The sequence below is a fragment of the Gordonia sp. SCSIO 19800 genome, from assembly GCF_018132775.1.
Classification (GTDB): Bacteria; Actinomycetota; Actinomycetes; order Mycobacteriales; family Mycobacteriaceae; genus Gordonia; species Gordonia hongkongensis.
The window spans coordinates 38,703-58,878 of record NZ_JAGRQM010000025.1; the positions used below are offsets into that span (position 1 = coordinate 38,703).

21 protein-coding genes are annotated in these 20,176 nt (G+C 68.0%); 9 read left to right on the forward strand and 12 right to left on the reverse strand.

Features of this window, described 5'->3' with window-relative positions:
- The first annotated feature begins 66 nt into the window (after positions 1-66).
- Complete coding sequence (gene acnA / locus KB201_RS21560; protein WP_211540417.1) at positions 67-2,664, forward strand: aconitate hydratase AcnA; 2,598 nt, start codon at positions 67-69, stop codon at positions 2,662-2,664.
- 92 nt (positions 2,665-2,756) lie between these two features.
- Positions 2,757-3,050: a hypothetical protein gene (locus KB201_RS21565; RefSeq protein WP_058253737.1), complete on the forward strand. Its 294-nt coding sequence runs from the start codon at positions 2,757-2,759 to the stop codon at positions 3,048-3,050.
- A gap of 359 nt (positions 3,051-3,409) precedes the next feature.
- Here KB201_RS21565 and KB201_RS25115 read toward each other — a convergent pair whose 3' ends face one another.
- A complete protein-coding gene (locus KB201_RS25115) occupies positions 3,410-3,535 on the reverse strand; it encodes a hypothetical protein (protein WP_269434039.1) in 126 nt (41 codons plus the stop codon).
- Positions 3,536-4,220: 685 nt separating this feature from the next.
- On the opposite strand from KB201_RS25115, the gene KB201_RS21570 reads away from it, so the two are divergent.
- On the forward strand, positions 4,221-4,679 hold the full coding sequence (locus KB201_RS21570; RefSeq protein ID WP_065631143.1) for an Hsp20/alpha crystallin family protein: 459 nt from the start codon (positions 4,221-4,223) through the stop codon (positions 4,677-4,679).
- A 1,063-nt stretch (positions 4,680-5,742) separates the two neighbouring features.
- Here KB201_RS21570 and KB201_RS21575 read toward each other — a convergent pair.
- From KB201_RS21575 to KB201_RS21595, 5 genes are read right to left on the reverse strand one after another with little or no spacing between them, the layout of a single operon-like run.
- Complete coding sequence (locus tag KB201_RS21575; protein WP_159371736.1) at positions 5,743-7,035, reverse strand: DUF58 domain-containing protein; 1,293 nt, start codon at positions 7,033-7,035, stop codon at positions 5,743-5,745.
- Positions 7,035-8,117, reverse strand: coding sequence for a MoxR family ATPase (locus KB201_RS21580; protein WP_159371735.1), 1,083 nt, complete (start codon positions 8,115-8,117; stop codon positions 7,035-7,037). The genes KB201_RS21575 and KB201_RS21580 overlap by 1 nt, the downstream gene beginning before the upstream one ends.
- Positions 8,114-9,406 carry a DUF4350 domain-containing protein gene (locus KB201_RS21585; protein WP_203235877.1) on the reverse strand — a complete coding sequence of 431 codons (1,293 nt, stop codon included), beginning with the start codon at positions 9,404-9,406 and terminating at the stop codon, positions 8,114-8,116. Before KB201_RS21585 ends, KB201_RS21580 begins: the two co-directional genes overlap by 4 nt.
- On the reverse strand, positions 9,403-10,083 hold the full coding sequence (locus KB201_RS21590; protein ID WP_159371734.1) for a DUF4129 domain-containing protein: 681 nt from the start codon (positions 10,081-10,083) through the stop codon (positions 9,403-9,405). Before KB201_RS21590 ends, KB201_RS21585 begins: the two co-directional genes overlap by 4 nt.
- Positions 10,080-10,964: a hypothetical protein gene (locus KB201_RS21595; protein ID WP_211540418.1), complete on the reverse strand. Its 885-nt coding sequence runs from the start codon at positions 10,962-10,964 to the stop codon at positions 10,080-10,082. The genes KB201_RS21590 and KB201_RS21595 overlap by 4 nt, the downstream gene beginning before the upstream one ends.
- A gap of 373 nt (positions 10,965-11,337) precedes the next feature.
- On the opposite strand from KB201_RS21595, the gene KB201_RS21600 reads away from it, so the two are divergent.
- Positions 11,338-11,727 (forward strand): nuclear transport factor 2 family protein, encoded by a 390-nt coding sequence (locus KB201_RS21600; RefSeq protein ID WP_211540419.1) that lies wholly within the window; start codon positions 11,338-11,340, stop codon positions 11,725-11,727.
- 205 nt (positions 11,728-11,932) lie between these two features.
- Here KB201_RS21600 and KB201_RS21605 read toward each other — a convergent pair whose 3' ends face one another.
- A complete protein-coding gene (locus KB201_RS21605; protein ID WP_065631128.1) occupies positions 11,933-12,613 on the reverse strand; it encodes an SDR family oxidoreductase in 681 nt (226 codons plus the stop codon).
- An 85-nt stretch (positions 12,614-12,698) separates the two neighbouring features.
- Between KB201_RS21605 and KB201_RS21610 the strand changes: the two genes are divergently transcribed.
- Positions 12,699-14,039 (forward strand): amylo-alpha-1,6-glucosidase, encoded by a 1,341-nt coding sequence (locus KB201_RS21610; protein WP_159371733.1) that lies wholly within the window; start codon positions 12,699-12,701, stop codon positions 14,037-14,039.
- 76 nt (positions 14,040-14,115) lie between these two features.
- On the opposite strand, the gene KB201_RS21615 is transcribed toward KB201_RS21610, so the two are convergent.
- Positions 14,116-15,156 (reverse strand): YafY family protein, encoded by a 1,041-nt coding sequence (locus KB201_RS21615; RefSeq protein WP_159371732.1) that lies wholly within the window; start codon positions 15,154-15,156, stop codon positions 14,116-14,118.
- A 105-nt stretch (positions 15,157-15,261) separates the two neighbouring features.
- Between KB201_RS21615 and KB201_RS21620 the strand changes: the two genes are divergently transcribed.
- Positions 15,262-15,714, forward strand: coding sequence for a VOC family protein (locus KB201_RS21620; RefSeq protein ID WP_137809183.1), 453 nt, complete (start codon positions 15,262-15,264; stop codon positions 15,712-15,714).
- A gap of 72 nt (positions 15,715-15,786) precedes the next feature.
- Here KB201_RS21620 and KB201_RS21625 read toward each other — a convergent pair whose 3' ends face one another.
- Positions 15,787-15,924 carry a hypothetical protein gene (locus KB201_RS21625; RefSeq protein ID WP_159371731.1) on the reverse strand — a complete coding sequence of 46 codons (138 nt, stop codon included), beginning with the start codon at positions 15,922-15,924 and terminating at the stop codon, positions 15,787-15,789.
- A gap of 83 nt (positions 15,925-16,007) precedes the next feature.
- Between KB201_RS21625 and KB201_RS21630 the strand changes: the two genes are divergently transcribed.
- Positions 16,008-16,238 carry a hypothetical protein gene (locus tag KB201_RS21630; RefSeq protein WP_137809184.1) on the forward strand — a complete coding sequence of 77 codons (231 nt, stop codon included), beginning with the start codon at positions 16,008-16,010 and terminating at the stop codon, positions 16,236-16,238.
- Here the strand turns inward: KB201_RS21630 and KB201_RS21635 are convergent, their stop codons facing one another.
- Complete coding sequence (locus KB201_RS21635) at positions 16,239-16,862, reverse strand: TetR family transcriptional regulator (RefSeq protein ID WP_211540420.1); 624 nt, start codon at positions 16,860-16,862, stop codon at positions 16,239-16,241.
- Positions 16,863-16,984: 122 nt separating this feature from the next.
- Between KB201_RS21635 and KB201_RS21640 the strand changes: the two genes are divergently transcribed.
- On the forward strand, positions 16,985-18,460 hold the full coding sequence (locus KB201_RS21640; protein WP_159371729.1) for an MDR family MFS transporter: 1,476 nt from the start codon (positions 16,985-16,987) through the stop codon (positions 18,458-18,460).
- A gap of 25 nt (positions 18,461-18,485) precedes the next feature.
- Here the strand turns inward: KB201_RS21640 and KB201_RS21645 are convergent, their stop codons facing one another.
- Both KB201_RS21645 and KB201_RS21650 read right to left on the reverse strand, forming a co-directional pair.
- Positions 18,486-18,818 carry a hypothetical protein gene (locus KB201_RS21645; RefSeq protein WP_159371728.1) on the reverse strand — a complete coding sequence of 111 codons (333 nt, stop codon included), beginning with the start codon at positions 18,816-18,818 and terminating at the stop codon, positions 18,486-18,488.
- Positions 18,819-18,943: 125 nt separating this feature from the next.
- Complete coding sequence (locus tag KB201_RS21650) at positions 18,944-19,234, reverse strand: WhiB family transcriptional regulator (protein WP_068972131.1); 291 nt, start codon at positions 19,232-19,234, stop codon at positions 18,944-18,946.
- A gap of 554 nt (positions 19,235-19,788) precedes the next feature.
- Here KB201_RS21650 and KB201_RS21655 point away from each other — a divergent pair.
- Positions 19,789-20,172 (forward strand): ethanolamine utilization protein, encoded by a 384-nt coding sequence (locus tag KB201_RS21655; RefSeq protein ID WP_068972132.1) that lies wholly within the window; start codon positions 19,789-19,791, stop codon positions 20,170-20,172.
- Positions 20,173-20,176 lie beyond the last annotated feature (4 nt).

Genomic DNA, 20,176 nt, shown 5'->3' on the forward strand with positions numbered 1-20,176 from the left:
AGCGCCGGACGTCGCGATGATAGCACCGGTGGTGCAAGTTATAGGTTATAACCTATGGTGGGACCCATGAGTGGAGTTGAACGCCGCGCGCAACCCGATCTGCCGGTGGTCGATGTCGAGCGGCGGGTCGGGTCCGACGTGTACCGGCAGTGGCCCACGGTTGTCCGTCTACTCGCCGAGAACGTGACTCGCCATGCCGACGCCGAGACGCGCGATCGAGCCCTGGACGACATGACCCGCTGGCTTCGCGCCGGCACCAGCGACGCCGAGATCCCGTATGTGCCGGGCCGGTTGCTGATGCACGACACCACCAGCACGCCCGCCCTCGTCGACATCGCCGCGATGCGTGACGCGGTTGCCGCCCGAGGCGGGGATCCAAGGGCGTTGAGTCCCCGCCTGCCGGTGGAGGTCTCGGTGGACCATTCGCTCGCGGTCGAGTCGTTCGCGCGCCGCGATGCCGCCGCGGCCAATCTCGCCCACGACATGCGCCGCAACGCGGAGCGGTATCGCTTCCTGGCCTGGGCGTCGACAACGATGGACACCGTGCACATCAACCCGCCGGGTACCGGGATCATGCACACGATCAACCTCGAACAGCTCGCCACCGTGGTGACGGTGGAGAAGGTCGGTGGCATGGACCATGCGGTACCCGACATGATGCTCGGTACGGACAGCCACACGCCCATGATCAACGGGCTCGGTGTATTGGGCTGGGGCATAGGAGGTCTGGAAGCCGAGACGGTGATGTTCGGCATACCGACCACACTGCGGATCCCCGAGGTCGTCGGAGTCCGCCTCACCGGGACGCTCTCCGCGGGCGTGCTGGCCACGGATCTCGCGCTGGTAGTCACGCACCGTCTGCGCGAGATCGGGGTCACGGGTGAGTTCGTCGAGTTCTACGGGCCGGGCGTATCGGCACTGACGGTGGGCGAACGGGCGGTGATCGCCAACATGGCCCCGGAATACGGTGCCACCACCGGGTTCTTCCCCGTCGACGCACAGACCGTCCGATACCTGGCCGACACCGGACGTACCGCAGAACACTGCGAGCTCGTCGAGTCGGTGACACGACGGCTGGGACTGTGGTTCGACCCCGATGCCGAGCCGCGTTTCACCCGCACGATCGACATCGACCTGGGTGCGGTGGTCCCGTCGGTGGCCGGTCCGCGTCGTCCGCAGGACCTGGTCCCGGTGACCGAGTTGCCGGCGACCTTCGACGCCGAGGCGCCTTCTCGATGTGACGACGACATCCCGATGCCCGCCTTCCCGATTGCCATCGCGTCGATCACGAGCTGTACCAACACCTCTGACGCGCGCCTCCTCATCGCCGCGGGTCTGGTCGCCCGCCGCGCACGGGAGCGAGGGATGCGGGTGCCGGAGTATGTGAAGACCTCCCTCGCGCCGGGTTCGCCCTCTGCCGCCGGCGTGCTCGAGCGGGCCGGTCTCACTGACGACCTGTCCGCGGTCGGCTTCGACATCGTCGGATTCGGTTGTGCCACCTGCATCGGCAACTCGGGACCGCTGGCGGCGGAGATCACCGCGGTGGCTGAGTCGCGCACCCGGAAGCCGGTCGCTGTTCTCAGCGGCAACCGCAACTTCCCCGGCCGCGTACACCCGGACCTCGAACTGGGCCTGCTGATGTCGCCGCCGATGGTGATCGTCTTCGCGCTCGCGGGTGATGCGGCGATCGATCCCACCTCGGAACCGATCGGCGTCGACGCCGACGGACAGGACGTGCTGCTCGCTGATCTGTGGCCCGCGCCGGAGGAGATCGACGCGCTCACCGATGCAGCGCGGCGTCCGCGCGATGTCGTCGACGACTTCGTCTCCGCGTCCCGCAATCCGGCATGGGACGCACTCGATGCACCGGATGGGCCGCTGTTTCCCTGGGACCCGTCGTCGACGGCCCTGCGGCGTCCTCCTTTCGCCGATGACGGCTACGCGCACACCATGCTCGGGGAGTACACCGCGCATCCCCTGCTCGTGCTCGGCGACGACATCACCACCGACCACATCTCCCCGGCCGGGGCGATCAAGCCCGACAGCCCGACCGGTCGATACCTCGTGGAGCGGGGTGCGGAACCGGGCGACCTGAACGTCTACGCCTCCCGGCGCGGCAATTGGGAAGCCATGCTGCGGGGCGGCTTTCAGAACAAGAACGTCCGCAACGCGCTCGCACCGGATGCGGCTCCCGCGCACACTGTCCACGCCCCCACGGGCGAGGTCGTGTTGCTCCCGGAAGCCGCCCGACGCTATGCCGACGCCGGCGACGCAGTGGTGATCGTCGCCGGGGAACGGTACGGCATGGGCAGCTCGCGCGACTGGGCGGCGAAGCTGGTGCGTCTTCTCGGAGTGCGGGCCGTGCTCGCGCGCAGTTTCGAGCGGATTCATCGGTCCAATCTGATCGGTGTCGGCGTCCTGCCGTTGCTCATCCCCGCTGACGTCGACGGCGGGTTGCAGGACCTGCAGCCCGGAGACCGACTGCACGTCAACGGGACTGCCGACGCCGTCGAGCGCGGGACGGTGACGGTCGTGGTCCGACGGGTCGACGGTTCCGAGATGCGTTTCGACGCGCAGGTGGCCGCCGAGACCGATCTGGATCGTCGGCTTCTCCGACGCGGCGGAGTCATCCCCAGCATTCTCGACGAGCAACTCGTGCGGTGACCTCGCGGGCCGGGGGGTGGCAACGCGTAGCTGCCAGCGAATTCACAGTGATCGGTCAACCCCCTCATAACCTGCGAGTTCACTCTCGATACATGAGAAAGAACAAGCACATCTCCTCGGTCCCGCTCGTCGTCCTCGACGACCCTGCTGCCATCGACCACGCGTACGACCTGTTCCGTCGCGACATCCCGCTGGCTGTCGTCAGCAGTGAGTACTCGGCGGTTCTCCCTTTCATGCTCGGCAACAACGGGCACACCGCGGCATTCGTCGCCGACGTCGACGACCCCGATCAGCTCGCGGAGGCGATTGTGATCATCGAACGTCGCTTCGGCCGGGTCGGCTCGGTGATCCGCTACGCGGCCGACATCCCGGCGGTGGCGGTGTGAGTGTCGTGGAGGAGTGAGATCGGACCGGCGGCGGTCCTCGAGAAGGTCATGACGTTCGGCTTCTTGCGTGGCTTCGCGCTGCCTCCGATCGCGTGCACGCGCGGCTCGCGGAGGGGCCAGTATTGCGGCGAGTCGGGTGGTGGTGCGCCGCGGAATGTCCCCTGTCGCAACGGTGTGCGGTGAGGGCTTTCCTGCGCGGCTGCTCGAACCGGATACGGCGCGGGTTCGGAGGTAGGTCGTCGAGGGTTTCGAGGGAACCGCTGCCGTCACCCGCTGTCGGGGTGCCCGGCCAGGGCTGGCCGAGGCGTGGACGGACGTGGTCTGTCGCGGCGCCGGCAAACCCGCCAGGGATCGAGGTGTCATTGCGACGTGGTGAGGAATACAAGGATGGCGGCCAGGGTGATGAGGTAGGCAAGGGCCCACCGTAGGTCGTGGTGCGGGGTGGGCGGGGTGTAACGGTGAAATGTGAGGCTGCGAGAGGTCATGACTGCGAGTTCGATCCAAGTGGTGGGATTGGGGTTGTGCGACAACAAGAGTCGTCGCAGGGCCGACGCTCGTCCCGAAACGCCACCCTGAGCTCGAGGCGTCCAAGTCACTACGCCTCGGGAGGCGTGGCCCGGCCGTAGAGGTGTGTGACGCGGTCAGCGCCGTCGAGCGGAAGCCAGCTGCTGTCGAGGCATGCTGTGGCGGCCGCGGGCACCCATGCTGGCGGTCAATGCCGGGCCGGGCGTGCGTCGTTGCTGGTCATGGGTGCCGGGTGTGGCTGGTACCGGTGTTTCGGATTGATCCGGGTGGAGACGTGGCCGGCCCATGACGTGGGTCCACCAGTGCTGCAGCGGGCTGGGGTCGGGCCAGACGATCGGGTGAAGTTCAGGGGCGGGGGCCGACATCGGTTGGGTCCTTCCTGGGTCATGTCGTCGGAACGTGCCGGGGGTGAACGTCGTGTTCCTAGATAGCACTCGTCTGGGTGAATCGCCACCCGATGCCGAAAGCGGACTACTGCTCTGCTCTTGGGGCGAGTGCTGTTGTGCCGGTGGAGGACTGAGTGCGTTGATCATCGAAAAGATGCTTGGCACTCACTGGCGTTGAGTGCTAATCTGATGGCGCGCAGTGATGGTTGATGTGGTGCCGTCAGCGTGGCGGCACCCGTGGATCAAGGAGGTGTTTGCGATGCTGGGTATCGATCCGTTCTCCATGGTTGATGACTGGGCTCGAGGACTTCTCACCGGCGAGTCCGGCGCTGGCCGACGTACACCGCGATTCATGCCGATCGATGTGTACAAGGTCGACGACCACTATTCGTTGATTGCCGACCTGCCTGGTGCTGATCCTGGTTCGATCGATCTCAACGTCGACAACGGGGTGTTGACCTTGTCGGCGCATCGCAGCGCACTCTCGGATGAGGGTGTGCAGTGGTTGGCCAACGAGCGTTTCGCCGGCACCTATCGTCGGCAGATCACTCTGGGTGAGGGTGTCGATCCGGCGAAGATCTCTGCTGCCTATGACAACGGTGTGCTCACGGTGACGATCCCGGTGGCCGAGAGAGCCAAGCCTCGCAAGGTGGCCATCGAGCATTCCGGCGACGGACGTCAGGAGATCACCGCCGGCTCCGAGGCGGCCTCGGGCTGACTGACCGGGGAGGTGGTTCGTCACTGTCACCCCAGTACCGGGAGGTCTGAGATGATGATGGGCTGCGTCACGGCTGCGTCGCCAGCCGGATGTGTCGACGTGATCGACGCCGAAGACACCTGGCTGGCCGCTGAAATCGATGCTGTCTTCGCGCAGGTCGGCGATCCGCAACAGGTGCTACCTACCCTCACGTGCGGGGTCGCCACCGTTCGGCGCCGGGTACCTGGTTCAAGCCGAACCGCCGCTCGCATCGCGCACCTGCGGCCGCGACACCGAGTGGTGAGGCGAGGTGGGCGGCAGCGTGGCCCGCCCACCTCGATCTGAGAGCTTCTGAAAGACGCCTGCGTCCGGGAGCCGGAGGGGTTGGCGGTCTCGGGCTCCGGGCGATCGCAGGCAGAAATGGACAAGGATGACACCCGCCGTCCTCCCCGGCGGCCGAGTGCCATCCTTGTCCATATTCAGTTCGACTGATGGACCTTTGCGGATCGCTGATACTGCCGTGATCGCTGTCACGCATCGAGCGTGGCGTGGCATGACCCGAGTGAGGTGGGCGGCCCAGGTTCATTCGGGTGTCTCATGACGAGCCCGACACTTTTGAACAGCCCGACAGTCGATGCTGCTCGCTAGTTGTCTTGGTTAGTGGCACAGTCGCATACGTTGTCACAGATTGAGTGCACTCTGAGCGTCCGCGTCGCGCCGAAGCTGTGATCGATCGGCTCCTCGAATGCCATGCCAGCAAGATGTTCGTGATCATGGTCAGTGTCGGGAACATAGTGATGCATCGGACGCGAAAAGCAGCAACGAGTGACTGTGCAGTGGTAGCGGAGCGTGCCGGTTGCTCTCGACTGTCGGTGTCCGTCGTCTCGCCTCGAGAGCAGAGGATGAAGGCTGTCTGTCAAGACCAACTTCACAACGTCTCGGGCGACGCGCGACACAGCTGTGGGAATGCAACGACACCGGTGCCAGCGGAGACACCTCGCGTGGTCGGCGCCGCCGGCATACACAAGATTGAAAACGATTGTCGAGCAGTCACTGTCATGACGAAGACCATCAATCGCGCCGGTCAGAGCAACCCTCGCGACTTGAGTAACAGATAGTGATCGGCGAGCTTGGCGGCCAGCTTGTCCGGTGGGGCATCCACCACGTCGACGCCGAGCCGGCCCACCGCGGTGGCGGTTCGGTCCCGCAGGGTGAGTGTGCGTGCCGCGGCCGCCGCATCGTAGATTTGCGCGGCGTCGGCGCGCTTGGTGAGCATGGCGTCGAGGGCGGGGTCGGCGACGGAGCCGATGATGACCTTGTAGCGCTGCGCCAGCACTGCCAGCGGGGGCAGCAGCGACTCCTCGACAGCTGCGGGTTCGAGGGGTGTGAGCAGGACCAGCAGCGCGCGCTGCCGCCCGATCTTGGCGACCTCGGCACCGAGCAGGGGCCAATCCGCCTCCAGGAGAGCGGGTTGGAGGTCGGCCATTGCGGTGACGAGGCTGTTGAGCAGCATGGTGCGGCCGACACCGACCACCCGTCGATGGACCCGGCGGTCACCGGCGATGAGATCGACCCGATCGCCGGCGTGCGACGCGAGCGCGGCCAGCAGCAACGCGGCGTCCATCGCGGCGTCGAGGCGCGGGGTGTCGCCCACCCGCCCGGCCGACGTCCGAGATGTGTCCAGGACGATGACGATGTGCCGATCCTTCTCCGGCTGCCAAGTCCGCACCACGGTCGAACGACGCCGGGCGGTGGCCCGCCAGTCGATGCTGCGGACATCGTCACCCTCGACATAGTCACGCAGGGAATCGAATTCGGTTCCCTGACCACGTACGCGCACCGCCGACCGACCGTCGAGCTGACGCAGGTGGGCCAACCGTGACGGCAGCAACCGCCGCGAGTCGAAGGGCGGGAGTGCGCGGACACGGCCCGGCAGCGGCACCGACCGCTGGCGTCCGGAGATGCCGAGGGGACCCACCCGACGGACGGCGACTCGGACCGCGAGTCGGTCACCGCGTCGGGTGGGGGTGAGAGTCGTTGTCACCGAGCGGGTCTCCGCGCGGGGGATGCTGACGCGGTGGGTGTTCGACGAGGCACCCGCCGACGGCTGCCAGCCGTCGCGCAGCACTCCGCGGAACGTCTGAGAGCCGTGGTTGGTGACCGCGATCGAACACGTCGTGCTCTGGCCGAGCCGGATCGGGCCGGGTCCCGACCGCGACATGGTGATCGATTTCGTGGACCCTGCCAGCGCGATGTCGAGGCACACGACCAGGACACAGAACAGCGCCCACAGCACGGGCACGAAGTAGTTCGGCCATATCAGGATGGGCACCGCACCGAGCAGCACCAGGATCAGAAAGCGGCCCGTGAGGAACATCAGCGGGGGACGGGCACCGAGTTGATCGCGGCGTCGAGCACCGAACCCACCGACACTCCTTCGAGTTCGGCCTCTGGGCGCAACGAGAGGCGGTGCGCGAGCGTCGACTGGGCGAGCGCCTGCACGTCGTCGGGGGTTACGAAGTCGCGGCCGTTCAGCCACGCCCATGCCCGGCTCGTGCCGAGCAATGCGGTGGCGCCGCGTGGACTGACGCCGAGGGCCAGTGACGGCGAGAATCGGGTGGCCCGGGCGATGTCGACGATGTAGGCGGTGACCTGCGGGGCGACCGTCACCCGGCGGACCTGCTCGGCGCCGGTCTCGATGTCGGCGGCCGAGGCGACCGGACGGAGGCCGGCGGCGGACAGATCCCGCGGATCGAATCCGGATGCGTGCCGCGTCAGGACGGTGATCTCGTCGTCGCGAGGGGGGAGCGGCAGGGTGACCTTCAGCAGGAAGCGGTCGAGCTGGGCTTCGGGCAACGGGTAGGTGCCCTCGTACTCGACCGGGTTCTGCGTCGCCGCGACGAGGAACGGGCTCGGCAGCGGTCGGGGATCCCCGTCGACGGTGACCTGTCGCTCCTCCATCGCCTCGAGCAACGATGCCTGGGTCTTCGGCGGCGTGCGGTTGATCTCGTCCGCCAGCAAGAGATTGGTGAACACCGGTCCCTCGCGGAACGTGAATTCGGAGCTGGCGGAATCGAACACGAGCGAGCCGGTGACATCACCGGGCATGAGGTCAGGCGTGAACTGCACGCGCTTGGTCTCGACGTCGAGCGCGGCCGCCACCGACCGGACGAGCAGCGTCTTGGCGACGCCGGGAACGCCTTCGAGCAGGATGTGTCCACGGCAGAGCAGCGCGATCAGGATGCCCGCCACCGCCGGGTCCTGGCCGACGACGGCCTTCCCGACCTCGCCGCGGACGGCCCCGAGTGCATCGCGGGCGCGGTTCGGCCCTCCGCCGGGTCGGTGGTCGGTGTGGTCCGGTGGTGGCCCGGCCGGTGCCTTGGCGAACGGGTCCGCGTGTGAGGATGCGTCCGGGGCGAACGGACCGGGGCCTGGGTTGCGCGACGGGTCGACGGTCATGGCGTGTGTCGGACTTCCTTCTCGAGGTTGGTCAGTTCGGCGGTGAAATGCACGAGCTGGGCGTCGGTGGTGGGGAGCGGGCCGGACAGCAGCGACCGGACCTCGCCCAGATCGCGGTGCGTCGCCCCCACCACGGCGAGGACGATCGCCGACACCATCGGGTCCGAGTTCTCGGTCGGCGCGACGACGGTGTCCCAGTCGGGTCGGGACAGTGCGTCGGTGGCACGGGCGGCGTCGAACGGAAGTCCCAGATACGACGCCAGCGAACCCAGTGTGTGGATGCGCAGCGCCGCCGCGGCGCGCGCGTCGGCACGGGCGCGGTGGTACATCCGGCCCCGCGCCCGGGTGGTCTCGACCGCCTTGACGACCGCCGGGAGCGGCTCGGTGACCAGCGGACCGAATCGCCTGCCCCGCCACAACATCAGGGCCAGAACCGCGAAGACGGTCAACACGATCAGCGGCCCGACCGCGGCCGGGATGTCGGACTCCTCCTCCTCGGTCGCCACTTGGTCGGTGACGAAGGGCACGTACCAAAGGATCTCGTCGGAGCTCGCGAAGACCCGCACGGCGACGCCGGCGTTGTCCTGCTGTGCGAGTTGCTCGTTGGAGAGCATTGTGCCGCTGACCACGACGAACTCGGGGCGGTCGGCGGTGCGGGGCACCACGACGAGATTCGATGTCCCGTCGGACGTGAAGCAGGCGGTGGCCGCGGGGGAGGTCGGCGAGTATCCGAACGGACTGAAATCGACGACGTCGGTCTCGTCGATGCCGGGCGTGCGGCAACCCGCGGGAACCGCTGCCGGGCCGGCGCCGTAACCGGACGTGACGGGCAGGTCGAGCGCGGTGAGCACCGTGGTGTCCGGCGCGATCAGGATCACGCGGTCGGCGTCCTGCACACGCTCGCGGAACTGTTGCGTCGTACCGGGATTCAGCGACGAGGTCGAGCTCACCACCACCGTGGTCCCGTGGCCGGGACGAGGGGCGTCGGTGAACTCCTCGAGTCCGCGCACCTGCCGGAGGTCGGCCCCGTGGTCGTCGAGGATCTGAGCGAGAGCGCGCGATCCGGTGGGCTGGGCGTTGTCGGGGTCGTAGCTGACGCCGGGACCGGGCGTGCCCTGCACCCCGGTGAGTGCCGTGACACCGAGGAGTCCGACGCCGGCGACCACGACGACCACCACCAGCACGATGGTCACCCAGATCCACGCCGGCGTCTTGCTCTTCCCGGGCGCCGGTCGCATCGGCGTCGACGAGACGGGTCCGGGTGGCGTCGCCTGCACGGTGTCGGTCATCGGGGCACCGCCAGTCGCCTCGACCGGACCGAGTCCTCGTCGACCGGCCGTGCGGACGAGACCCCGCGCTCGATGTCGAGGACCGCGCGCGCGGATTCGGCCGATGCGTGTCGGTCGCCGTAGGCGATGGCGTCGAACATGTCTGTCGCCGTCTGCAATCCGGAGTCGTAGGTGGGAAAGCGGGGTCCGAGGTCGACAGCGACCTCGTGGGCGGTCAGGGACGGCTCATCGGCCAGCAGGCCGCGCTCGATACCGCGACGGGCCACGGCACGCACGGCGGCGAGCACGCACTCGTCGTACCGGCCTGCGGCGAAGGCGGCGTCGGCGTCGGACCGGAAGTCGGCCGCGGACCGGGCCGGACCTGTCAGCACCGACCCCGTTGGCGGGCCAGCGCTGGTGCGAGGAATTCGTGGGTTGCGTCGGAGATGCCGGACGACCGCGACGACGAGCCCGAGGACGAGGGCGATCGCCACGACGATCACGATGCCCCGAAGGGTGTCGGAGCCGCCGAACCAGCTGAAGACGTTGTCGGCGATCCACTCCCAGAGCCGCTCACCGAAGCGGTCGAACCACGACGGTTCGGGCGGTTGATACTCGGAGTCGGACAGCTCCTCCTCGGCCCACCGGCGTGCTTCGTCGTTGCCGGGGTCCAATGGCGCAGCGAGAACTCCGATCACCGGTCGCCCTGTCCGGAGAAGAACGGCGTCGGGGCCGCCTCGGCGCGTGCATCGTCGTAGAGGACGGCCGGGACGACGGTCAGTACCGGTTGCACGACCATCGACGCCACGACGATGCCAATCACCGCGACGACGGTCTCGGTGCCACGGGCGTCCCCGTCGGCGAACCACACGCCGGCGATCGATCCGAGAAGATCGAAGGGGTACATCATCGTCGGCATCGCGACCCACGCCAGCACGACCATGACCGCCAGGATGCCGAAGGTCCGCCAGAACCGCTCCGCCGACAACGACCCCGAGCGGGCGATCGCGCCTCGCACGGAGAGGCCGTCGACCACGATCGCAGGCGCCGTGAACACCGTGCGTACCAGCAGCCACGTCACCGGGATGAGCGCGACGAGGAAGAGGAGGAGACTCCCGGCGATCAGTACGATTCCGTCGGAGCTGACTCCCAGACCGAGGAGTGCGATGCCCGGGGTGAACGCCGCCGCGACGGCGAGTCCCAGGAGGGCGGTCCACCCCGACAGTCGGGCGAGGGACCGGCGACCCGCGCGCAGGGCGTCGTCGAGCGTCGGTACGGACCCGGCGCGCAGGCGGGCCAGGGGACGGGCGGCGAGACCGCTGAGTGCGCCCGTCATGACGGCCCACTGCGCAAAGACAGTGAGGACGAACGCGGTGACCGGTGCCAGGCTCGCCCAGTCGTCCGGGTCGTCGAGGGTCGGTTCGGCGCTCACCAGCCACCAGGTGATGAGCGCGACTGGTGCCGCCGCCGCGCCCCAGCTCACGCCGACGAGGCCCAGGAAGACACGCGGTGCCGCGAACGTGGTCGAGAAGATCTGTTGCAGCAGTGCGCTGACGGGCGTCGGCCGTCGTGGCGGCATCCACCCCGCCCACCCGTTCCCCGGAAGGGGAGCACTCGAGCCAGGTGGGGTCGACATCGCCGAACCCCATTGCGGCTGCGGTCCGGGCACGGTAGGCGGCCGCGGTGTGGGTGGACCCTGCGGCGGTCCCGCATCTGGCACCGGGCTCCACTCGTCGGAGACGACGGGCGGCTGCCACGGGGGCTCGCCGGACGGTGGTGGAGGTACGCGCGGCGGCTCGGTCATCGAGAGGTGCACCGGCCTTTCCGCACGCGGGGAAACTGTGCGGCGAACGTATCAAACAACTCCGACCGGGCACCGAAATCATCCACCGGTTGACGGACGCCGTGCTACCGTGCCGAATTAGAACACGTTCTACTTTTCTGGAGGATTCATGACCGTGGAACAAGCCGGGCTCGCCGAGAAGATCGACGCGGCCGTCGACTCTTATATCGAGCTGCTCAACTCGGGTACCGCAGAGCAGATCGCCGACCTCTACGCCGCGGACGCGACCGTCGAAGACCCCATCGGCGCGGACATCCGCGACACCCGCGAGCAGCTGGTGGAGTTCTACTCGGTGATCACCGCTATGGACGAGCGCACCGCGACGCTCAAGTGGAAGAAGATCGCCGGCGACACCGCGGTCTTCGAGTTCACCCTGGTCACCAAGACCGCCGGACTCGCCTTCGAGATCACCCCCGTCGACATCATGGTCTTCGACGCCGAGGGCAAGGTGTCGACGATGCGCGCGGTCTGGCAGCAGTCGGATCTCAAGCAACTCTGACCGCGATCCCTCCGCTCCTGAGAGAGCCCGGAGCTTGCGGAGGGCGAGTCAGCCTTGCTCCCTGAGGTGCGAGGAGCGCAAGCGACGAGCCACGAAGGGCCTGGTGGACGGCGGTTTCTAGCGATCCCCCAGACGTCTTGCGGGCCCTTCGTGGCTCGCTTCGCTCGCACCTCAGGGAGCAGAGAATACGGACGCTCAGGAAGGGTCAGCCCCGCCCCGTCGGCCTCAGCACGATTTCTTCGGGGTGGGCGTCGGCCGGGGTGGCGATGGCGTGTACGACTGCTCGGGCGACGGTCGCGGGATGCAGGAACCGCGACCCGTCGTACTCGTCTCCTTCGATGGCGACGATGTCGCGCTGCATGTCGGTGTCGATGCGGCCGGGGAAGACGGACGTCACCCGGAGGGTCGGTTCCTCGACACGCAGCCCGTCGGCGAGCGCCCGCGCCGCGAACTTGCTTGCTGCATAGGGGGTCCATCCGGGGTTGACCCGACGTCCCGCGCCGGAGTTGATGAACACGACGTGGCCCGCAGCCGCTCGCAGAGCGGGGAGCAGCAGCCGCGTCAGCTCGGCGGCCGCGATGAGATTCACCTCGAGGATGTGACGCCATTCCTCGACCGGCGTCTCCGCGACGTGCTCGAGACTGCTGGCTACTCCGGCGTTGTGGACGAGGACATCGAGCTCGGTGATCGCCTCGACCGCGGCTTCGACCTCGTCGTAGTCGGTGAGGTCGACGGCGAAGGTGCTCGCGCCGTCGAGTTCGGTCGCCAGCCGATCGAGTTCGGGGGAGGGTCGTCCGCCGAGCAGGAGGTCGTGGGTCGGCGCGAGCTGGCGGGCGATCTCGGCTCCGAGGCCGCGGCTCGCCCCGGTGATCAACGCGGTGGGCACCTCTCGACCCTACTGCGAATCCGTGGGCGGCAGCCCCGTCGGGCTCGATGAGCAGACGCCGACGTCGCGGGGCACAATCGTCGACGTGGCCAGGTACGGATTCACCCCAACGCAGCTGTCGGCACGTGCCGCGTACCTGCTTCGAGGCAACGACCTGGGCACGATGACAAGCGCTGCGCCCAAGTTGTATCCGCACATGTGGAGCTGGGATGCGGCGTTCGTCACGGTCGGTCTCGCACCGTTGTCGGTGGAGCGGGCCGTCATCGAGATGGACACCCTGCTGTCGGCGCAGTGGCGCAACGGGATGATTCCGCACATCGTCTTCGCGAACGGCCGCGACGGCTACTTCCCGGGGCCGGCTCGCTGGGAGTGCGCCCGCCTCGCCGAGTGCGCGCCCGACTTCCCCGACACGTCCGGTATCACCCAGCCGCCGGTGCATGCGATCGCGGTGCAGCGCATCCTCGATCACTCCCGACGCCACGGTCGCACCACCCGCGCCGTCGCCAACGAGTTCATCGACCGGCGCTGGAGTTCGCTGGTGCGGTGGCACCGGTGGCTGGCACACGCGCGAGACCCCAACGGGCGCGGGCGGATCACCATCTTCCACGGCTGGGAGTCGGGGATGGACAACTCGCCACGCTGGGATTCCGCGTACGCCAACGTGATCCCCGGGGTGGACCTCCCCCCGTACCAACGCGCCGACCTCGATCACGTCGACGACTTCTCGATGCGGCCCACCGACCTCGAGTACGACCGTTACATCTGGCTGGTCGAACAGATGAAGCGCGCCAACTACGACGACGAATTGCTCCCGAAGGTGATGAGCTTCGCCGTCGAGGATGTGTTCGTCAGCGCGATCTTCGCCGTTGCCTGCGACGTGCTGGCGACGATCGGCGAGGATTACTCCAAGCCGCGGTCGGACGTGCGGGATCTCCGCGCGTGGGCTGACCGGTTCCGGGCCGGGGTCGTGTCCGCCGCCAACGACCGGAACGGTGCCGCACGGGATTTCGACCTGCGCGCCAACTCGTGGATCAACACCGAGACGATCGCGGTGTTCGCGCCGCTGCTATGCGGCGGCCTCTCCCGGGACCGCGAACGCGCGCTGCTGCGACTCTTCGACGGTCCGCGGTACTGCGGCCACCCGGATCTGCGGTATGCGGTCCCGCCGTCGACGTCACCGATCTCGGCCGACTTCCGCCCGCGCGAGTACTGGCGCGGGCCCGTCTGGCCGGTGATGACCTGGCTCTTCAGCTGGGCGTTCGCCCGCCGTGGCTGGACCGAGCGGTCGGCGCGCCTGCGCGAGGAAGGACTCCGCCAGGCCACCGACGGGACGTTCGCCGAGTACTACGAGCCGTTCACCGGGGAGCCGCTCGGCAGCATGCAGCAGAGCTGGACCGCGGCGTCGGTGCTGGACTGGCTCGACTGAGCTGGTGCGGATTCGCCACATGTTGCAGCGAATAGTGTCGTCCTGGTGCCGTTTCCGTCCCGCTGATGGCATCCCATCAGCAGGACGGAACCGGGCCCGAGGGAAGGCCCGGGCCGCCTGAGCTCTCTGCCGTGGCCGCGTTGCGGGCCGCGAGGACGCCGAAGGCCGCGGCGAGTTCGGCCGGGTATACGACTTCGACGGAACAGTCGAACCGGTTGAGCGACGCGGCCATCCCGATCCATGACCAGGAGCCGAGTTCCACACTGCAACAATCGAAGTCGAGTTCTTCGACGGTGCCGTCGCCGGCGAACGGGGCGACATCGCGGGCAGGCAGGTCGAGTATCACCTTGCCGCGGCACGGCCACGTGTCGGAATCGGTCGAGCCCTTGAACCGGGCGGCGACGAACGATGCGGGGTCTCCCGTCGGTAGGTCGCGCCGAGTGAACTGCGGACCGGTGGGTACTCGCGGGCTCATTCGATCGGCACGGAAGATGCGCCAGTCGTCTCGCTCGAGATCCCACGCCACCAGGTACCAGCGTCCCCGAGCGGTCAGGAGGTGGTGCGGTTCCACCCGGCGCGGTGGTGAGACGTCGGGAACCGATGCAGTGGAACGAGAATCAGCTGACTCGGGTGAGCCGACACGGCGTGCGTAGTCGAACCGGAGGACGTGGCGGTGGTGGACGGCCCGCGATATCGCGCTCAGCACATCCGGCCCAGCCAGATCGGTCTCGGGGCCACCGGCGGTGACGGGGAGCGCATCGAGACGATGGCGGAGACGGGAGGGCATGAGTTGCCGGACGGTCGCCAGCGCACGTGCGGCCGGCTCACCGACATCCACACCGGTGGCGCTCGCGGTCTGCAGGGCGAGCGCGAGGGCGACCACCTGGTCGTCGTCGAAGAGCAGCGGCGGCAACTCCGCGCCGGCCTCGAGTCTATAACCGCCCTCGGGTCCCATCGTCGCCTGGATGTTGTAGCCCATGTCGCGCAGACGGTCCACGTCCCGTCGGATGGTGCGGTGGCTGACCTCCAGACGGTCGGCCAGCAGCGCGCCGGGCCAGTCCCGCCGCGTCTGCAGCAGAGACAGCAGCCGTAGGTGCCGGGCGGTCGGTGTGCGCACCAGACAAATGTAGTTCGCAGTGGCGGACACAAGGTGACCTACTCACGGGCGATCGTCGTCTGTGCGACCGAGAATCGGTCGGCAACGCGACACACATCCAGGAGAATGATGATCACCACCACCACGCACCTCAACTTCCGTGGCGATGCACGCCCGGCCCTGGAGTTCTACCGGTCGGTCTTCGGCGGCCAGATGGTCATCCGGACCTACGGCGACTTCGGGATGCCCGCCGAGGCGCCCGGTGCTGACGACGTGGTCTTCGGATCGGTCGTATCAGACAACGGGTTCCGAGTGATGGCGTATGACGTTCCGGGTCCGGCGGGTGTTTCGGCAGACGTTGCCGGCACGACGAGACGCGAGAACGGGATGACGGTCACCGACGCGTCCTTCTTCGTCTCCGTCCGAGGGGAGACCCTCGACGAAGTGCAGCAGTTCTGGGACGGGCTGTCCGTCGGGGCGTCGACCGTCGAACCGCTCGCCGCGTCGCAGTGGAGTCCCGGTTTCGGCATGCTGACCGACAGATTCGGGGTCACCTGGGTCCTCGACGTCGCGTCCTGACGCGTGCCCCGGTCAGTGCGGTGCGGACGCTCGAAGTCCGTACCCCGGGCCGGGGCGACCCATCGTGGGCGGTCACACCGAGAAGAAGCTCGCGAAGCGCTCGCGGCGAGCGCTTGCTTTGCGTCGCCGATGAATCTCGGGGTTCTCGTCCTGGTCGGCGACGACGACGATCGACGCCGGGACCCATGTGGCCGCCAGCGAGATGATCATCGACCGCACCGCTGAGGAGGTGGAACGCGGGCCCGAGCGTCCGTGTCGGCGTCGCCGGAGTCGGCGGTCTGGGACCCCTCGCCGTGAAGTTCGCGGTGGCGCTCTGCGCCGAGGTCACGGCGTGCACCTCGACCGCCGCCAAGGTCCCCGATGGCCGGGCGCTCGGAGCGCACACGGTGGCGGTGGCCACGTCGCCCGACGACTTCGCCGCGGACGTCGAGGTGTTTCCGTCGAGCCAGGTCGACGTCGCGCTGGACCGCCTTCGCCGAGGGGAGGTGCGGCACCGCTTCGTCCTCGACATGAGTGACCTCTGATCACAGCTCCCGCATCCGACGGCACACGTCGTCGTAGACGTCCACGAGTGGCCGGGGCGTCCCCGACGACCCGGGACGCTCGTTGATCTCGACCCATTCCTCGAAGGCGCACTGCACCTCGAGATTGGCGATCTCCAGGATCATCCGTAGCTGACCGCGAGTTCGCGCCGAGCTGCGGTCGCCCAGGGCCTCGGGCCGTCGGCGTGACTTGTCGGCGTAGCGGCCGAGGGCGGCTCGGCTCAGGGTGGGTGTCGCGAGTACGAGTTTCTGCACGCGCATGAAATGGGCGGACACGTCGTCGCTGCGATCACCGAACCCCTCCAGCAGCTGCCGGTAGACGCGCTCGATGTCGGCGAGCGACAGGGCATCGGGGTCGGTGCCGGCCAGATGGTCGTCGAGTGCCTGGTCGAAACCGAAGCGGTCGAAGAGCACGCACTCTTCCTTGGTCGGGAAGTACCGGAAGAACGTGCGCGGGGAGACCCCGGCGGCAGCGGCGATCTCGTCGACCGTCGTCTCGTCGAATCCGTTGCGCTCGAACAGATCCACTGCGGCCTCGTGGATCTCCAGGCGCGTCGCATCTCGACGGCGGGCCCGCAACCCGCCGGTCTCGGAGGATTCCGGCATGGGTCGAGACTAGCGGTCGACCGGCGCAGGTGTCAGTCGGTGCCAGCCTGGCAGTCCCTGCCATTTTTCGGTAGCGTCGCCGTGTGATCGACCCGGACCACCACAGCGATGAGAGAACGACAGTGACCGAGAACGCCGCCCTCCCGGGCACCGACAACCGCACCGACACCGGCACGGATCGCAGCGCCGTGCTGCTCATCGGGGTCTTGCTGGTCGCGGCCTTCGTGGTGATCCTGAACGAGACGATCCTGAGCGTCGCACTGCCCACCCTGATGGCCGACCTCGAGATCACCGCCGCCACCGCGCAATGGCTCACCAGCGGGTTCCTGCTGACGATGGCGATCGTCATCCCGATCACCGGCTACCTGATGCAGCGCTTCACCCTGCGGTCGATCTACATCGCGGCGATGACGTTGTTCACGATCGGCACCCTCGCCGCCGCCCTCGCGCCGGGCTTCGAACTCCTGATCGTCGCCCGCGTGGTGCAGGCGTCCGGCACCGCGCTCATGGTCCCGCTGCTGATGACGACGATCCTGAACGTCGTCCCGGAGCAGAATCGGGGCCGCACGATGGGACTGGTCTCCATCGTCATCGCCGTCGCGCCGGCCGTCGGTCCGACGGTGTCCGGCCTGATCCTGCAGTCCCTCAGCTGGCGAGCCATGTTCTGGATCGTGCTGCCCATCGCGATCGGTGCGCTGATCCTCGGCGGGGTGTTCGTCCGCAACGTCACCGAACGGCGGCCCGCGCAGCTCGACCTCATCTCGGTCCCGTTGTCGGCTCTCGGCTTCGGCGGTGTCGTCTACGGTCTCAGCAGCATCGGGGAGTCGGCGGGTGGGCACGCCCCGATCCCACCGTGGGTGCCACTCGTCATCGGCGCCGTCGCGCTCGCGTTGTTCGTCGTGCGACAGCTCAAACTCGCCGACCGCGGCTTGGCACTGCTCGACCTGCGGACCTTCGCGATCGCACCGTTCCGCTTGGCCGTCGTGCTGATGGCCGGGTTCATGCTGACGCTCTTCGGCGCGCTCATCCTGCTTCCCCTTTTCCTACAGAACGTGATGGGCAAGGACGTCCTGACCACCGGCCTCGTGCTCCTGCCCGGTGGCCTGGTGATGGGTCTGCTGGCGCCCTTCGTCGGTGCATTGTTCGACAAGGTCGGTGCACGACCACTGGTGCTACCGGGCACCTTGGCCGTCAGTGCCGGCACGTGGCTGCTCACCACGCTCGACGCCGGGTCGTCGTTGGGCATGGTGATCGCGGCTCACGTGATCCTCAGTGCTGGTATCGCTTTCGGTCTGACGCCGCTCATGACCTCAGCGCTGGGATTGCTGAGTCCCGAGCTGTACTCGCACGGCAGCGCGACCGTCAGCACCATCCAGCAGGTCGCGGGAGCGGCAGGCACCGCGCTGTTCATCACGCTGATGTCCCGGGGTACACAGTCGGCCATCGACGACGGGGTGAACCCGCTGCAGGCGGGGGCCGACGGCATTTACCTGGCCTTCGTCGTCGCGGCCTGCCTGTCGCTTGTGCTCATCGCAGCGGCCGCGCTCGTCCGTGGCCGAACGGGTGCGCCGGCGGCCCGGGCCGCCGAGTCGGCCTAGCCGCTCGACCGTCGGCCCGGCCGGCTCACCGGGTCCGGTAATCCAGCAGACCGGACCAGAACTCGTCGGGGATCTCGTCGCCGGCGCGCAGCACCTGCGCCAAGCCGGCGGCCATGAAGACGCCGAGCAGACCAAGCCACAGCCCGGACATCGAGATCGTCACCCAGGCGATCACGACAGCGGCCGGCCACGGGTCGAGGATCAACAAGACCGGCGCGAAGAAGAAGCCCGCCCCGATGAACCACGAGGACAGGGCGCGGTCGCACCGCATGACCGCGGTCAGCCACCGCGGACACGAGCCCGTGGGCGCGCGGAGAGCAGCGGGTCTTCTGCCGACGGCGGTCGGTCGGTCGGTCATCGGACACCTCCTCTGCGGATCGTCGTGATCCCAGTGTCGGCGTCAGACGTCGTGAGAGCCACTACCTCCTAGGTAGTCGCCGCACCCGGGCCGATGTCGTGTGCGAGTGCCACCGCATCGTCGGGTCAGGCCGTCGTCCGGTGCTCTTCGTTCGGGTGCGCGTGCGGAAAGCCGATGGATTGCAGTCGATTCAGTGCATGGGTACGGGCCCGGTGCTGGTTGCCCGGCGGCGGCACGTAGACACCCGCCCAGATCCCGGTCAGGTGGGTCGGATCGTCCAGTGCGAGGCGGGCGCAGCGCGAGCGGATCGGACAGCGGACGCACCCGTCGACAGCGTGCCGGTTGGCCAGGCTCCGGGCACCGGCGGCCTGCTCCGGGAACCAGGCGTCCGGGTTCGAGGTACACGTGGGTTGCATGTCAGGCACTCCGCCGACATCGCGCGCACTTCGTGCACGACCTGTCGTGCTGGTTGCGCCGGCAACCGTCACCCACTGACGCCGATGGCCCATTGATCCCTCCGATCAAACTGAGAACGTATGTTGTCAGAGTCTGGTCGAAGGTGCAACACTGATCGCGAATCACGTTGCGGCGCGGTCGCAGTCGTGCCGAGCAGGCCCGCGGAGTCGAGTCATGAGACGGCGCCCGGCTGGGTTCTCAACCGGGCGCCTGGGCCGGGGCGCTCGCATGCGGCGGAACCGGCTTGCCGACCGCGGTACCCGACCGACCAGGGGCCGAAACGGTGCGCACCTGCGGGTCGATGTCTGCGTGCCCGACCGATCACCCTGTCCGGGACGGGCCGGTTCCGTAGCACGCCATTACAGTGCCGTCACACCTACGAAACACGACGCTTGTTTCATAACAGGGGACAAAGTCCACTACGGGGAGTCGCGCCGATGGGTCGCGGACCCCGGATGTCGTCGACGTACCGCCGCCCGCGAGTACGCCCAGATCGAACCTGTGAAGGAGCATCGTGACCATCGAGAGTGCCAAGGCCCTGGAGTTCCGCGTGACCAGCGGCGGATACGAGGATCTGCCGAAGATGCCCGAGGCGGAGTACCCGGGCACCGAGGGCTTCATCGGAGACGTCTACGAGAACCCGGACGGAAGCCCCATGTGCAGCGGGTACTTCGAGCTGCGCCACACCGACGAGCCGCTGTACTACGAGTACGAATACGACGAGATGAAGGTCGTGCTCGAAGGCGAGTTCCTCCTGGAGAACAGGGAGACCGGGCAGAAGACCGTGGCCAAGGCCAAGGACGCGATCTTCTTCCCGAAGGGGTCCAAGATCTACTTCAGCACCCCCGACTACGCGCTCGCCTTCTACACCGGGTTGCGCGACGCCACCCTCCTCTGAGTCG